At 46.7% G+C, this 14573-nt stretch carries 12 protein-coding genes; 4 read left to right on the top strand and 8 right to left on the bottom strand.

Annotated elements, in window-relative coordinates:
• The first annotated feature begins 252 nt into the window (after positions 1-252).
• Positions 253-1554 (top strand): serine--tRNA ligase, encoded by a 1302-nt coding sequence (gene serS, locus ABH897_RS07710; protein WP_404591531.1) that lies wholly within the window; start codon positions 253-255, stop codon positions 1552-1554.
• Positions 1555-1655: 101 nt separating this feature from the next.
• Here serS and hmpA read toward each other — a convergent pair whose 3' ends face one another.
• Positions 1656-2885, bottom strand: a complete 1230-nt coding sequence (gene hmpA, locus ABH897_RS07705; RefSeq protein WP_404520504.1) for an NO-inducible flavohemoprotein — start codon at positions 2883-2885, stop codon at positions 1656-1658.
• Between the two features lie 358 nt (positions 2886-3243).
• Here hmpA and ABH897_RS07700 point away from each other — a divergent pair, with 358 nt between their 5' ends.
• On the top strand, positions 3244-4779 hold the full coding sequence (locus ABH897_RS07700; RefSeq protein WP_404591529.1) for a family 43 glycosylhydrolase: 1536 nt from the start codon (positions 3244-3246) through the stop codon (positions 4777-4779).
• A gap of 171 nt (positions 4780-4950) precedes the next feature.
• Here the strand turns inward: ABH897_RS07700 and ABH897_RS07695 are convergent, their stop codons facing one another.
• Complete coding sequence (locus ABH897_RS07695; RefSeq protein WP_404591527.1) at positions 4951-6900, bottom strand: oxidoreductase; 1950 nt, start codon at positions 6898-6900, stop codon at positions 4951-4953.
• 55 nt (positions 6901-6955) lie between these two features.
• On the bottom strand, positions 6956-8212 hold the full coding sequence (locus ABH897_RS07690; RefSeq protein WP_404591525.1) for an L-lactate MFS transporter: 1257 nt from the start codon (positions 8210-8212) through the stop codon (positions 6956-6958).
• A 216-nt stretch (positions 8213-8428) separates the two neighbouring features.
• On the opposite strand from ABH897_RS07690, the gene ABH897_RS07685 reads away from it, so the two are divergent.
• Positions 8429-8965, top strand: a complete 537-nt coding sequence (locus tag ABH897_RS07685; RefSeq protein WP_404591523.1) for a PadR family transcriptional regulator — start codon at positions 8429-8431, stop codon at positions 8963-8965.
• Between the two features lie 98 nt (positions 8966-9063).
• Here ABH897_RS07685 and ABH897_RS07680 read toward each other — a convergent pair whose 3' ends face one another.
• The 5 genes from ABH897_RS07680 to ABH897_RS07660 form a co-directional block, all read right to left on the bottom strand.
• Complete coding sequence (locus tag ABH897_RS07680; protein WP_283653830.1) at positions 9064-9774, bottom strand: GntR family transcriptional regulator; 711 nt, start codon at positions 9772-9774, stop codon at positions 9064-9066.
• Positions 9775-9976: 202 nt separating this feature from the next.
• Positions 9977-11386: a glycoside hydrolase family 1 protein gene (locus ABH897_RS07675; RefSeq protein WP_283656345.1), complete on the bottom strand. Its 1410-nt coding sequence runs from the start codon at positions 11384-11386 to the stop codon at positions 9977-9979.
• 73 nt (positions 11387-11459) lie between these two features.
• Positions 11460-12788: a PTS cellobiose transporter subunit IIC gene (gene celB / locus ABH897_RS07670; RefSeq protein ID WP_283653831.1), complete on the bottom strand. Its 1329-nt coding sequence runs from the start codon at positions 12786-12788 to the stop codon at positions 11460-11462.
• An 85-nt stretch (positions 12789-12873) separates the two neighbouring features.
• The gene (locus tag ABH897_RS07665; RefSeq protein ID WP_283653832.1) at positions 12874-13206 is read right to left on the bottom strand and encodes a PTS sugar transporter subunit IIA; all 333 of its coding nucleotides are present in this window, start codon (positions 13204-13206) and stop codon (positions 12874-12876) included.
• Positions 13199-13516, bottom strand: a complete 318-nt coding sequence (locus ABH897_RS07660; protein ID WP_044644206.1) for a PTS sugar transporter subunit IIB — start codon at positions 13514-13516, stop codon at positions 13199-13201. The genes ABH897_RS07665 and ABH897_RS07660 overlap by 8 nt, the downstream gene beginning before the upstream one ends.
• A 343-nt stretch (positions 13517-13859) precedes the next feature.
• Here ABH897_RS07660 and ABH897_RS07655 point away from each other — a divergent pair, with 343 nt between their 5' ends.
• Positions 13860-14543 carry a hypothetical protein gene (locus tag ABH897_RS07655; RefSeq protein ID WP_404520513.1) on the top strand — a complete coding sequence of 228 codons (684 nt, stop codon included), beginning with the start codon at positions 13860-13862 and terminating at the stop codon, positions 14541-14543.
• Positions 14544-14573: the final 30 nt, after the last annotated feature.

Below are 14573 nucleotides of genomic sequence, written 5' to 3'. Positions count from 1 at the left end.
ACATTACGCCCGTGAAGAGCATCCAACTCGGAGGCGTTTACGCCAAGGAACATACATGAGTGTACAAGATGAACATGTATTCCTAAGTAAACCGGACACCCGCCCGTTATAGCGGAGCAAAGTGGATTGGAGAGTCATGACATCTGTCATGCTGTTCGGTCAATTTGGGTGGCACCGCGAGATCAGAGCGCTCCTCGTCCCATGTGGATGAGGGCGCTTTTTGTATTTCTATCCGAAAAGGAGTGCGGTGTCATGTTGGATATCAAGTGGATCAGAGAACATCAGGAACAGGTTCAGGCAGCAGCAAATGGAAAAGGAATACAGGTCTCGGTTGCAGAGCTGCTCACCCTGGATAACCGGAGAAAGCAGTTGCTTCAGGAAGTGGAGCAACTCCGTCAAACGCGGAATCAATGTAGTCAGGATATTGGTGCATTGATTCATGCCGGGAAGAGCGATCAGGCGGAAGAAACCAAGCGGCGGGTCAAAGAAATTAACGGACAGTTAGACCGTCTGGAAGCTCCACAGCGGGAAGTGGAGGAGCAGTTTCAACAGCTCATGCTTCTGGTTCCTAATATCGTTTCGCCAGATACACCACGGGGCAGATCGGATGAGGATAATGTAGAACTGGAGCGGATCGGTACGGTTCCCGATTTGGGATTCGAGCCACGCGATCATATGGCGCTCGGTCAGCTTCACAGCCTGATCGACGTTACTCGTGGCGTCAAAACAGCCGGAACCCGGAACTACTACCTGACAGGAGCCGGAGTCACGTTGCACCGGGCAGTACAGCAACTTGCAGTGGACCTGCTGACCGAACGGGGCTTCCAGCTGCTGGACGTTCCGCTGATGGTACGCGCCGAGGCGATGCACAGCACTGGCTTCTTCCCGCTCGGGGTGGATCAGACGTACCGTATCGCAGGAGAGGATCAATGGCTCGTCGGTACCTCGGAGGTCCCGCTTGTCTCGTATTACAGCGGTGAAATCGTGGACGTTACGGACCCCATCCGGTTGGCAGCCGTGTCGATATGCTTTCGTAATGAGGTCGGCTCGGCCGGAAGAGATGTACACGGACTGTATCGTGTTCACCAGTTCGCCAAGGTCGAGCAGGTGGTGATCTGCGAAGCCAGTCTGGATGCTTCGGAGCAGATGTTTCAGGAGATTACGCGCAATGCGGAAGACCTGCTTCAACAACTGGAGCTGCCTTATCGCAAAATGGCCGTCTGTACAGGCGATATGGCGCAAAAAACTTACAAGCAGGTGGATATTGAGACATGGATGCCCAGCCGACAGGCTTACGGCGAGACGCATTCGTCGTCCCAATTGCTTAATTTTCAGGCGCGGCGTTCCAACATCCGCTACCGGGATGCGAACGGCAAGCTGCAATATGCCTACACGCTCAACAATACGGCAGTTGCTTCACCCCGTATTTTGATTCCACTGCTGGAGAATCACCAGCAAGAGGACGGCTCGATCCGTATTCCGGAGGCTTTACGCCAGTATATGCCGCAGCAAGCAGCGTTTCTGCGACCTCCCGGTCAGGACGAAACAGTCTGAGGATTAACAGCATTTAAGTAACACGAACAGCATTAATATAAACTCCAAACGTGATGATCAACAAAAGACGAAGGAAGCTATCCTTCGTCTTTTTAAACGTCTTACTTCGCTTCTGCTTCCCACGCACTGGCAGGGCCAAAAAATTCATAGTGGATATCCGAAGCAGGAATATTCCATTCCTTCAACAGACCATACACCGATTGCATGAACGCTTCAGGACCGCAAAAGTAATACTGTGCGTTACGTTCCGGTAGCACAGATTGCAACCAGGCCAGATCTAAACGGCCTTCCTTGTGAAAAGCCTGCGCCAGCCGATCCTGCTCCGTTGGTCTGCTGTAACACCACCGGACTGCGGCCTGTGCATGTGTGGCGACCAGCTTTTCCACCTCATTACGCAGAGCATGGTTATCCCCATTGACTGCTGCATGGACAAAGGTGACGGGGCGATCCGGGGCAGACTTCACCAAGGAAGCCAGCATACTGACCATCGGGGTTAGCCCGACCCCACCGCTGATCAGCACGACAGGTCTGCGATCTGTCCGATCCAGCGTGAAATCGCCGGCCGGTGCAGATACCTGTAGTACATCTCCCGCCTGCACCTGCTCATGCAGATACACAGATACTTTCCCCGCCGGACGGGACCCTACAGCATCCTCGCGCTTTACGGATATCCGGTAGTGAGGTTGGCCCGGTGCATCCGAAAGGCTGTATTGACGGATGTGGGTATTATGTTCACCCGGAATCCGCATCTGTAGGCTGATGTATTGCCCAGGCTCGAATGCAGGCAGCACCTGTCCATCCTGCGGCACCAGATAAAAGGACGTAATTTGATCGCTTTCCTTGACCTTATTCTGCACAACAAAGCTCTTAAAGTCTGGCCAGCCTCCCTGCTGCTGTTCCGCCTCCTTGTACATTTCAGCTTCCACGTCTATAAATACATTAGCGATCACACCATAGGCCTCGGCCCATGCGGCGATGATCTCGTCTGTAGCCGCTTCACCCAGCACATCCTTGATCGCGGCAAGCAGATATTTTCCGACGATGGGATAATGCTCTGGTTGAATTCCCAAACTGCGATGCTTGTGTGCAATCTGACGCACCACCGGAAGGATTTCCTCCAGACGGTCAATGTGCTGTGCAGCCGCATATACCGCATTGGCAAGCGCCCCCTGTTGACGTCCTTGCTTCTGATTCGCGTGATTGAATATATTGAGAAGCTCAGGATGAGCCTCAAACATCATCTGGTAAAAGCGTTTGGTGATTGTAGTTCCGTGTACTTCTAAAACAGGTACGGTCGATTTGATCGTTGCAATGGTTTGCTCGCTCAGCATCCTAGCATCCCTCTTCTCTTTAAAATAAGGTGAACAAAAGGCAAAAGGCGCTTCCGTAACATGCCACCCTTTGTACACCACCTAAGTACAGCCAAGTATACCGACGAGAAATCGTTGCCTGTGTGATTGCAGTCACTTTAAATTTGAAATAATTTGTGAACATGTCAATGACAAAACGCACAATCGTAAACGTTTCAGAATATAAGCAATGACCTTTCCCCTTTACGGCAGTTTCACCATTCTAAAAACTTCAATTTATTCCACTTGTAAACGCTTCCAATTAAGATAAAATCGAAGATGAGGTGCCGGACAAGCTGTTCTGGTCATCCTATCCGCATTAAGGGAGGCAGATGATATCGTGAAGTTAATCAATAGCAAATGGCTGGGCGCATGGATATGCATCATACTTGCAGTGGTCGGTACAGGGCTTCAACCGAATGCAGTGCATGCCGATACGACAGGTGTGACCCATGCAACCTATGGAGTCGAAGCGCTGAATGGTTTGGATACCATTCATGCTGATGCAGCACTATCGCTGAACGCAGCAGCAAGCACAGCTATTACAAACGGAACGGATTGGAAGGATACCGCAGGTAATCCGATTCAGGCCAACAGCGGCAATATTCTAAAGGTAGGCTCCACTTATTATTGGTACGGCGAGCATGCCGAGAACTGGAAATTTGAAAAAGTGAACGTATATACCTCAACCGACCTGAAAAATTGGTCCTTCCGCAGCACTATTCTCAGCAAGGATTCCGCCCCTGAGCTGAATTCCAGCAAAATCGAGCGTCCCAAGGTCATTTATAACCAAGCAACCGGAAAATACGTGCTATGGGCGCATTATGAAAATGGCACCGATTATTCGCTGGGCCGCGTAGCTGTCGCTACCAGCGATACACCAGACGGGACTTTTGCCTACCAAGGCAGCTTCCGCCCACTGAATTATGAATCCCGCGATATGACCGTATTCACGGATACGGACGGCAGTGGCTACCTCGTTACAGCTTCCCGCAAAAATGGCGGTGCCAACGATACGATGGCGATCTTCAAGCTGACCGACGATTATACGGGCGTGCAATCGTTCGTCGGTTGGATTTTCGAGAATGGCTACCGTGAAGCCCCTGCGGTTGTAAAAAAGAACAACACCTACTACCTGTTTACCTCGCAGGCATCCGGCTGGTATCCGAACCAGGGTGCTTATGCAACCACCAGTTCCATGACGGGAAGCTGGTCTGCGCTTTCACCCTTCGGTGATCCAGCAGCTTATGGTTCGCAAATTCACTCCATCGCCACCATTACTGGCAGCGCAGGAACCAGCTACATCTATATGGGCGACCGTTGGAATCCGCTCAATCTGAGCGACCACAAGTTTATATGGCTACCGCTGACCCTGAATGACTCCAGCAAAACGGCAACGCTGAACTGGTACAGCAGTTGGGATCTGGATGCCGCGGCAGGCAACATGATTCTGCCTTCGCTTGTGAATCACGCGCAAGGCAAAACGGCGACTGCTAACTCAGCCGCATCCGGCTCTCCGGCTTCGCTGGCGAATGACGGTAATGCCCAAACCTCATGGAAGGCTGCATCTGCATCCTGGCCCGCTTGGTGGCAGGTTGATCTCGGCAGTACGAAGACGATCAGCGAAGTGGATATTTCCTGGTTTATGTACAAAGGATCTGAAGCGTATTACAAATATAAAATTGAATACAGCGCGGATGGAGTTAACTATTCCACCATTGACCGCACAAGTAATACTGCGTATGGGTTTACCAGTGACAAGGTTAACTTCCAGGCACGCTATGTACGAATTAATCTCGTCAATGCGGTGTTATTTAATAACCCGAACAACTGGTACACCCCGACGGTGCATGAAGTAAGGTTGCTTAGTAATTAACTTTCGCATCTGGAATATTGCTTAAACCTAAAAAAATATCGCACAACTCTTGCGCAATGTTGTACTCATTTGCAGGAGTTGTGCGATTGTTGTTGAACCGCTATGTTCGAATGCCTCTCTTAAACTTCCAGAAGCGTCCCAGGCCAGGTGGTGATAGTGAGTCGCAGATCATTAGATATCAAGCGCTGCATGATATCCTTGATATATTGCAGTCGTGATCGTAGATGCCTTCACACAATCTCCGATTTGTGAAACATAAGGTGCACAATCTATTAACTCATCTACTACGTTTCTTCTAGCTCGTTGTCCAAGCGCACAAATGACTGAAGTGCCTGGAACAAGATGTTCTTCACCATTGGGATCAGCGCAAACAACACCTTCTTGTGTAACACATAGCCCTTTAAATCCTAAATGAACTTGAATGTTATTTTTTTCGATTTCTTTTAGCATAATGGGACGATGTCTAATATTAGCATCCGGAGCCAGCTCTGCTCTCATCTCTACCAGATGAACAGTCTTACCTTCCTGGGCAAAGTGAATGGCTGCTTCACAGCCTGCCAGACCTCCTCCCAATACGACTACGCTATCGCTGACCCTGTCCTTCTCCAGGTAGTAGTCATTCACAATGACTACGTTATCACCATTCAATCCAGGAATCGGAGGAACAAGCGGTGCGGAACCAACCGCTATAATTAACGCATCCACATTTTCTTTCTCCGCATACTCTTTAGTAACAGGTGTATTCAAACGAATCTCAACGCCAGCGTCTTTCGCCAGTTTTCCGAGAGTAACACCTAACTCATACATCTCATATTTAAAAGGAATCGCCTGTTCTCCCCTCAAAATACCCCCTACCTCGTCAGACTTCTCACATAGAATGACTTTATGTCCCCGTTTAGCTGCAGTAAGAGCTGCATAAAGTCCGCCTGGGCCTCCGCCGGCTACTAGAACCTTACGTGGATTAGGGGAAGGATATATTTCTGTTCCATCCATTTCACGACCAATTAATGGGTTAACCGTACAGCGTCTTGTGGATGTTTCTGCACGTTCAGCCATACAGGTGAAGCATCTCAGACATTTAATAATGTCCTCGTCGCGGTTACTCATCACCTTTTTTGGAAGCTCTGGATCAGCCAGTAATGCGCGAGCCATTTCAACAACATCCGCCTGACCGCTGGCAATGATTTCTTCCATTTGAGCCGGGTCATTTAATCCGCCGACCGTTGCAACCGGAACACTTACATGCTTCTTAATCTCTGCTGCAAGATAAACATTACTTCCATGAGGCAAGAACATCGAAGGATGTGTGATACCAAAGCCTGTCTGATAAGTTCCAGCAGATACATGGAGCAAATCGATTCTTGATTCAATTAATTTAGCAATTTCTATACCTTCTGTCAGGTCATAGCCGCCTTCAAACAACTCCGAGCCACTCATTCTAAACTCGATTGGGAAGCCAGAGCCCACCGCTTCACGGACACTGTCCAGAACCTCCTGTGCAAAACGCACCCTGTTTTCCAAAGATCCGCCATACTTGTCTGTTCTGCGGTTGAAATAAGGAGAAAAAAACTGATTAATCAACCATCCATGTCCGCCATGAACCATAATCATTTCATAACCTGCTCTCTTGGCAAGTCCAGCACAGCTACCATAAGCTGCTACGATATCATCAATTAGTTCTTGCGAAAGTTCCTTTACTTCTCTGCCGTCCGGGCGTACTCCGGGGCTGGGTCCCCACTGAGCAAGTCCTTGTTTCTTATTTTTGTCAGTCAGATAAGTTCCTGCATACTGTCCAGAATGAGATAATTCCACACTGGCAATTGCCCCGTGACGGCGAATAGCGTCTGCAGTATAGGTAAAACTAGCAAGAGAATCTACTGTCCCCAGATCCAGATGGTACATATGGGAAGCTTCCGTTTCGGGATGAACTACAACTTCACTGACCGTGACTGACGCAGCACCGCCTTTGGCTCTTAATTCATAAAAAGCTGTAGATTTCGGTCCAATAGTGCAGTCAGCTGTAATATCTGTACCTCCCATAGGAGAGCCAAACATTCTATTTCTGAAAGTCACATTTCCAATCGTGATTGGTTTACATAGGTTTGGATATTTTCTTTGCATGATTTCATTCTCCTTATCTGTATTTATTACTTTATTACATTTAATGGATATATCCCTAATTCTTACCTACAGCCATCTTCTGATTTTTTCGGGCAGCCAACTTATATACAAATGTTAGAACAAGTCCGGTTATGCCAAGTACGGCCGCAATGACAAAAGCTCTCTGATAGCTACTGTCTGTGCTGTAAACATGACTCATAATGGATGGGCCAAAGTATCCTGCTGTTGCAAATCCAATAAACATAATTCCATAATTCACACTATTATTTCTCACACCAAACTGATCGGCAGTAAATCCAGGAAATACCCCCATCAGTGCACCAAAGCATAAACCAATAACTGAAATACCAATATAGAATGTCAACACACTACCTTCGCCTGAAAAATAAAGCAATGTGAGTCCTATGACCGAAAAGACAGAGGAAAATGCCAGGGTATTGATTCGACCGATTTTGTCCGAAATATAGCCTGCAACGATTCGTCCGCCCGTGTTAAACAATGCCAATACGGAAACAACTGTCGTAGCGGCTGCCGCAGACATACCAATCATTTTCTGAGCTATAGGAGAAGCTTGTGATGTACACATGAGTCCGGCAAAAGCACCACACATTAATAACAAGATCATGATATAAAACAGAGGGCTTGAGAGCATGCCTTTCCAGTCTTTGTCGTTCTGAATAGAACGGCCAACATTTACAGTCTTGGGTGTCCATCCTGCAGGGACAAAATCAGATGGACATTTCTCAATGAAGAAAGAAGCAGCACATACAATAATAAGAAATGCTATACCGATGATAATGAACGCTGATGTCACACCAGACCTATTGATTAAACTATTGGCAATAGGAGGTATAATAACTGAGCTTATTCCATAAGCAGCCGTTGTTATACCGCCAACTAATCCTCTTTTGTCAGGGAAAAACTTAATAGAGTTGCTAATTGTGCATCCGTAAACCATTCCCGTTCCTAGGCCGAGTATGATACCGTAAGCCAATACCAGGTAACCTACAGATGTTGCAAATCCTGATAAAATCATACCGCCTCCAAACAGCAAGCCCCCTACAAAGATCACTTTCTTGGGCCCGAACCGATCATTAATCCAGCCACCTGAAATCATCGTGATAGGACCTACCGAATTTGTAATCGTAAATGCTATAGCCAAATTCCCCGGTGTTAAACTAAGTCCTGTGACGCTGCTCAAATATTCTGCCATTGGGGCAGAAAATACACTCCACGCGTAAATTGATCCAATACACAGATTAATAAAGCAGCTTGCAATCAGAATAATCCATCTCTTTTTTGTAAGTTCCACTAAGATCTTCTTCTCCCTCGTCGTTGTATTGTGAAATCATTCACATATTTCGAATTAATATTAACATGCACTTTCGAATATATCAACAGAAACATGTATGTGTTTATATGATTTGTCGAACGTGTTTTTGAATATATGTATCAATTTTATTGTGGACTCGCTAAATATGTTATACTTAACCAATAAACGACGAATATGTATAAGGAAGAGAGCCTTATGAGAACTTTAAAATATGCCATCCTAGGCTTGTTAAATAAAGAACCTATGACTGGTTATGATATCGGTAAAGAATTCAGTAGAGATTTAGGCGAATTTTGGACTGCAAAGCACAGTCAGATCTATCCAGAATTAAAAAAACTGCTTAATGAGGGACTTATCGTCTACGAAATCCAAATTAGCGGAGAGATTTTAGAAAAAAAATTGTATTCGATTACGGAGGAAGGCAAAGAAGATTTTTTACAATGGTTAAAAAAAGCAGAGCCTATTGAACCGACTCCCAAAGATGTGTTTAGGCTGAGAATGTATTTTTCTAATCATCTGGATGTAACAACCCGATTAAATCTGTTGGAACATCAGCTGCTTCAACATCAAGATAGGCTGGAACATTTACGCAAAAATAAAGAACGCTATGAAACTATTCCTCCTCTTGATAGTGATAACTTTGGCGATTATCTTGTATTAGATGGTGCTATTTTACGCGAGACTGGAATCATACAATGGTTAGAAAATTTTATTTCTTATTGTAAAAAATAGAACGTCTCCTTTTCCCCTAAATGGTTAACCAAAAGAAAGCATAAGGATCCGAGATCTGTAGCTCGAATCCTTATGCTTATTCTTTTATTCTTTACTTATCAACGCATCCGGTTCACTGTGGTAAACACAAATTTGTCGTACCGATGTCGTGAGAAAGAGTATTCAAACGGAATACCCGTATCCAGATATCCCACCTGCTCAATTTCCAAGATTGGATCATCCGCTGCACAGTCCAAATGCTCCCGATCCAGTTCTGTCGACTTGGACGCGCGAATTGTACGATGTGAACCGACAATATTAAGGCCCAGCTCCTCCTTAATATGTTTGTACACCGAGCCATACAGCACCTGCTCGGTAATACCGCTAATCAGCTTCGTGGGCATGTACGTGCGCTCGATAACATAGGGCTCACCCTCTACAACACGCAGACGGATGAGGTGATACACAGGAGAATTGGCATCAATAAATAGATGAGCCGCTACTTCCTCGGATGGAAATTGAACGTCAAAGGCTACGATTTTATTTTTGATTTCTTTCCCGCGCAGCAGATTGGTTAACCCCAGCATTTCATTCACGACGACATTAACAGGACCGTTGTGAACCGATTTGACGATAAAGGTTCCGTGTCCTCGTTTACGATTCAGCAGCCCTTCCATCACCAACGTATCCAATGCCCTCTTAATCGTCATCCGACTCACCTGAAACTCACTTGCCAGCGAAATTTCATCGGGAATCGGATCATCACCGCTATAAGTCTTATCCATAATCCGCTGTTTGACCTCTTGTGCAATCCGCTCGTATTTATTCATCAGTCTACCACCTGTACTAAAAATTGTTTTATGTCAGCATTTTACCAAAACATCGGTATCGCTGGTTCATTTTGTTCTGCAGGCGGGACGTTAAGGTGTTACGGTATAAGTAAGTATACCGAACATTACACTTTCTCACCAGCGGCATACGGCATAGTCCATTTTCGGTGATGAAGAAAAAAAGGCGGTCCAGAGGACCACCTTAAAATCCGTTATTTTCGATCACCTGCTTGAACCAGTGCCCACTTTGTTTAACGGATCGTTTGCCTCCGTCCTGCAGGTCGACAGATACAAAGCCATAGCGGTTTTTATAGGCGTTCGACCAGGACCAGTTGTCCATAAACGTCCACAGGTGATAGCCTTTCACATTTGAGCCCTCCGAGATCGCCCGTTGAACCCATTTTAGATGCTCACGGATAAAATCAATGCGATAGTCATCGCGGATCATACCCTGTTCATCCCTGAATTTCTCTTCGCCCTGAACACCCATCCCGTTTTCCGAGATAAAGCATTCAATATTTCCGTAATTCTGTCTGACATTGGTCAGGATATCGTAAATGCCCTTCTCATAGATCTCCCAGCCCCGCATCTCATTCATCTTGCGACCTGGCATCACATAATAATCAAAGTAACGTTCCGGCACAAAAGGCGCGTCCGGGTTCGGCAGACTTTCGCGGGCCTTGACTCTGCGCGGCTGATAATAGTTAATGCCTAGCAGGTCCACAGTGCCCTGACGTATAATCTCCCGATCCCCTTCTTCCGTGATTGGTAAAAATTCCTCTTGGCGCAGCAGCTCCACGAGCAAAGGATTAAATTCTCCCGTCACAGATGGGTCTAAAAAGGAACGGTTAAAGAACGCATCGCATATCTCAGCGGCCTGCACGTCTGCCGGATGCTGACTACGCGGATAGGTTGGCGTCAGGTTCAAAATAATGCCGATTTTGCCCTTGTAGCCTCCCTTTCTGTATGCCTGAATGGCACTTGCGCTCGATAACAGGGTATGATACCCCACCTGTACAGCTTTACGGAAATCCACTTCATTCGGATAGTGGAAATCGTACAGATAGCCGCCTTCCACCGGGACAATTGGCTCGTTATGCGTAAACCATTTGGCTACACGATCCCCGAACAGCTCGAAGCAGATATTGGCATAATCCACATATGCTTCGACCGTATCCCGGTTCACCCAGCCTCCCTTTTCCTGTAAAGCCATCGGCAAATCAAAATGATACAGATTCACGAACGGCTCAATATCGGCCTGACGCAATTCTTCAATGACGGCATTATAGAATTGAACCGCCTGCTGGTTTATGGCACCTCTTCCCGCCGGAAACAGACGAGACCAGGAAATGGAGAACCGGAAAGAGTTGTGACCAAGCTCTTTCATGAGTGCAATATCTTCTTTGTAACGGGTATAGAAACGGGACGTATCCGCAGGACCGACCCCGTCATAGAAACGGTTCGGCTCCTGCTCAAACCAATAATCCCATATGTTCGGTCCTTTGCCGTCTCCCTCCACGGTTCCTTCTGTCTGGGTAGCCGAAGCTGAGGAACCCCACCAGAAGTCGGATGGAAAACGGTATGAAACGGTTTGCTTCTCTGTATCTTTCATTTCGGTATGATTCACAGCTCTACTCCTCTCTCTTTTCCAATGAACAAGCTGCTAATCCAGCAGCTCATTCACGTTACATTCCAACAGTTTGATCCTTGCCTGCACTGGCTGCTTGGCCAAGCTCCTCTTCCTGTTCTTTACGAACATTTACCCGGTCGATAATTTTCAGGAACGGGAACCAGATGATAAAGACGACAGCCATATTAAACAGTTGCAGCACGCCACCCATCAGAGAGCCCGTACCCATCATTCCACTAAAGAACAACGGCATCGTCCAAGGAACCTGTATCCCGTTTGGCGGCGGTACAATCCCGGTGGACATGGCAAAGTAAGTAATCAGTGTAACGATCATTGGAGAAATGACCCATGGGACAAAAATCAGCGGATTCATCACAATCGGCAGACCGAATATGACGGGTTCGTTGACATTAAACAGACCCGGTCCAAGGGCCAGCTTACTGACCTGCTTCATTTGCTTGCTCTTGAGGAAGAATAGAATCGAGAGCACCACGGCCAGGGTCATACCTGTACCACCGATACCTACTGTATAAATATCCACAAACTGCTTAGTGATAATATGCGGCAGCTCCAAACCTTTGGAGTACGCTTCATAGTTTTCAAGTGCCAGCGTGTTCCAGATCGGGTCCATGACCGAGTTGATAATAATCTGACCATGAAGTCCAAAGAACCATAAGAGCTGGACAAAGAAAACAGCAATCAAGGTAGGGATAATGCCACTGCCCAAATGCACCAGCGGTGCCTGAACGGCATGATAAATCAAATCATGCAGGTTATTATGAAGCGTCAGAGTAACCACTACGTTGATGATTAAAAATATGCCCAGCGTAATACACGCAGGAAGCAACGCGGCAAAAGACTTGGCAACCGCTGGCGGAACCCCTGGTGGCATTTTAATAACAATCTTCTTCTGCGTCACCTTTCGGTAAATCTCAGCCGCGATAAAAGCGACGATCATCCCGAGGAACATGCCCTTGGCCCCGATCCGGTCGACCGGAATGACCCCAGCAATCGTGGCACCGCTTTCTTGTGTCAGCACGAACGGAGTCAGCATCAGGAAGCTGGCCAAAGCGATCATGCCGCCAAATATCGGTTCGACCTTATAACTTCGGGATAGATAATATCCGATCCCCACGACCACGAACATAGTCATGATATTCAGTGTTGCATTGGGCGCAATATTCAGCAGATTCTGAAAAGTCGTCAGATTGCCCTCGCCCATCCACCCTTTCAGAAACGGCAGATTAATAATAACGACGATAATGGAGCCGAAAACCGTTAATGGAAATGACAACATAAATGCATCACGCAGTACAGTAAGATAGCGGTTGTTGTTCAGTTTACCGGCAATAGGTATTAAAATTTGGCTTAATTTTTCAAACAAAGCCTATTCCTCCCCGCGAAGTAACTTGCATCAGGTTTGTTGTGAAATTTTCATGCCCCTAATTTCACAAACTCTTGTGTACAGATTATAAATTTCTGGATTTAAAAAGCTCCAGCAGCTCTTGAACCAGATCCTTCATAGTGACCGTGGACATGAGATGATCTTCCGCATGCATCAGAAGGAGCGACAAAGGAGTTGGGTTTCCTCCGGCTTCATTCTTCACCATTTGAAAATGGATATCATGCGCAGCCCGCAAATCCTGCTTCGCCTGCTTAATGAGATCGTCTGCACCTTCCGTGTTCTCATTCCGGTATTCGCTCAGTGCTTGAATCACTTTACTGCGAGCGCTTCCACTATGAAGAATGAGTTGGAAACTAATTTGCTCTTCCGTCAGATCGGCTATGTTGACTTTATCCATTTTTACGCTCCACCAGCTTCAAAGCCTGTTCATAGACTTTCTTGCCGTCCACCAGTCCGTACGCCATCATGTCGATCACTTCTACATGGATACCGTATTGAGCAGCTTCCTTTTGCAGCTGTCCTTTAAGAAAACTCATTTGCGGGCCAATCAATACCGCGTCAGCATTAGCCATGTCTTCTGTCGCCTGATCTTGACCTACTGCCCAAATTTCAGCCTCGTCTCCAATAGATTTGGCATAATCCTGCATTTTGGTAACCAGCAAACTTGTAGACATACCTGAGCTACACGCCAGTAAAATTTTCTTCATGATTGTTCCTTCCCTTCAAGGTCTGATTGGATGCTAACTACTAGAAAACGTTTACAGCGTAATTATAAATCCGCTTTTTAAATTTGTCTATACATTTAATTTATATGTATAGACTTTTTTTAAAATGACACATTTTATTTTTTTCCTCAACATTAACGCTTTCATCTCTTCTCTTTCATCTCTCAATAACATTTGAGGCTCAGAATATTAGAATAGTGCATAATTCGTCCCTCGAAGTGCGAACCGGGGGTCATATAGACGAGGAATACAAGCAGTTGTATGATTAGCAGAAATAACAGGTATTCATAGCTTCACTACATTACACGAAACGGAGGTTCCGCCCATGAATGTAACCGATAATGACAACAATACCGCTCTTTGGCTGCGATATGCGCCTTACCTGATGTTTGATCACAAGGAGCCATTTTACCCGGATTTTGTTGGTGTGACGGTGCTGGATCAACCGGGTCCTTCCCCCTCCTTTCGTCGCACATTGGAATTTTCGGACGAACGGGTGAAGCATATTGTGGAGTATGCCATCTGGTGGGACTACGAAATCGGTCACCTCTATGAGCTGGAGCATGTGTGGGTCTATGTCGGGCATGATGGTGAGGTCGTAGACTGCGAAGCCAGCTTCCACGGCAGAGTGTTCAAAGGGCTACTCAAGGACCGCGGTAATCTACTAGACGGTACGCATGTACGTCTGTACTCTCAACCGGGAAAGCACGCTTTCTCGCCGATCACGGACATTTTCGAATTGTTGCCTGACCTGTACACCAATGCGAACGAACGCGCCGGGGTGGACGGGCTGCTGACGAACGAGCTGTTCCACGGCCTGATTGCCACGAATGATGAAATTGATGGGCTTGTACGGCGCCATCTCCAATCGTTGTCCTTCGTACCAGCCATGGAATTTGAGGAATATTACTTCGCGCCGGAGCTGTTCATGCCGTGGTCTTCACTATTTCACATCATACCGGAACGAATTGAAGCCTGTGTACAGGAGCTAAAGCGTCAATATTTGTAGATGTTAGTAGGACATGCAGAAAGGGGTACG

It is taken from the genome of Paenibacillus sp. RC73 (genome assembly GCF_044908085.1).
Taxonomy (GTDB): Bacteria; Bacillota; Bacilli; order Paenibacillales; family Paenibacillaceae; genus Paenibacillus; species Paenibacillus terrae_A.
This window is presented reverse-complemented; position numbering and strand designations above follow the sequence as displayed.